The following is a 1,508-nucleotide window of genomic DNA, read 5'->3' on the forward strand; positions in this document are numbered from 1 at the left end:
AATATGATCGAGAAACTGATCATCAGGCAGGTGGGACACTTTCTTCCGCTGAATATGAGGCGGCTGGATTGCAGAAATGATAACCGCCTGCGGAAAGATGCCCTCACGCTCAAGCTTTTGCGCCAGCCTGAAGGTGATCATTCCGCCCATACTGTGTCCGAACAGCACAAACGGCCGATCAGGGCGAAGGTTCAGTTCTTGCTTGTACAAATCTGTCAGCTCTTCGAGATCCTCAATGGCTGACGTTTGATTCGTGCCGTGTCCCGGCGGGTCGGCAGCGAGCATCTCGCACTCCCCCTGCAAAAAAGCATGGAGAGGGCGAAACGACGCCGAGTAGCCGCCAGCAAACGGAAAACAGATGAGCTGCGTTTTTTCCGACGCATCAAATGATTTGAAGAGTTGGCTCATTGGCTGTCTCCTCCTTTCATCACTTCTTTTATGAAACCGTTACGGTTTGTGTATTAAGAAATTCGAGCAAAATCTCCGCATTCCTATCTAGCGTTTCGCCCTGCAGCATTTCTGCGTGTGTTCCGAAGCCTCTTTTCATACGGTAAGCACCCGTTGTAGCTTCTTCCCATGATGCAAGCCATTCCGGCATGTCAAAAGCAGCGCCGGAAGTCAACAGATCAATATCTGCTTTCACCTGGCCTGTGCTGATCAGGCTGACGTAGTATGAGTAAAAAGCATGTGTTTTTTGCTTGAGGCCTTGTTTGACGGCTTCGCTGTTGAGCGCTTCATTGTCCCGATTGACATTCATCAACGCTTCGACATCACTTTCAACCGTGCGTCCGTCCAGATCACTGACACCTTGTTTTTTATAGGAATCCACCATGATGATCCGCTGAACAATACGGCCTTGTCCCTCAAGCTTTTTCGCAGCTTCAAACGCCAGGCTGCATCCCGCTGAATATCCAAACAATGTTAAAGGCCCTTCCGGCTGCAGCTTCTGGATCAAATCCGCATAGCGGTCAAGCCGGTCTTCCTCCTCAATAAAATCAAAGGCGCACAGCTTGTATGACGGCAAGCGGCTGGACAGATTTTGTTACATAAGGCCATAGCCCAAGATCGGCGGGAATGCGAAAATGATCTGCTCCTGATCCTGATTCATTATCGTTACATCCTGCAGGCCATCGGGACCCCCGTTTTTCACATACGCTGAAATGCCGGCGATCGTCGGCGCTTCAAACAAAAGCTTTACTGGAAGATCAATCCCGAGCTCTTTCTTGATGCGGGAAGCGGCGGTCATTGCCTTTAAGGAATGCCCTCCGAGCGCAAAGAAATCGTCATGAATGCCAATTTGCTTTCTGCCGAGAACCTCAGACCATATTTGTGCGATTGTTTCTTCCATCTCGTTCCGCGGTCCAATCCATTCTTCCGCCAGCTGATCCTGATCAGGTTTTGGGAGCAGCCGTTTATTGACTTTCCCGTTCGTCGTTAAAGGAATCTCATCCAAGAAGGTAAAGGTTTGCGGCACCATGTAAGCAGGAAGCTGTTTTTTCAGGTGCGCC

Annotated in this window: 2 pseudogenes; both read right to left on the reverse strand. The window is 49.9% G+C overall.

Going from position 1 to position 1,508, the window contains the following annotated elements:
• Nucleotides 1-408: pseudogene (srfAD, locus tag ACWHAR_RS21005) on the reverse strand (surfactin biosynthesis thioesterase SrfAD); the annotation flags it as partial.
• A gap of 28 nt (nucleotides 409-436) precedes the next feature.
• Nucleotides 437-1,508 (reverse strand): annotated as a pseudogene (gene srfAC / locus ACWHAR_RS21010) (surfactin non-ribosomal peptide synthetase SrfAC); the annotation flags it as partial.

The organism is Bacillus sp. LR--39 (genome assembly GCF_053613335.1).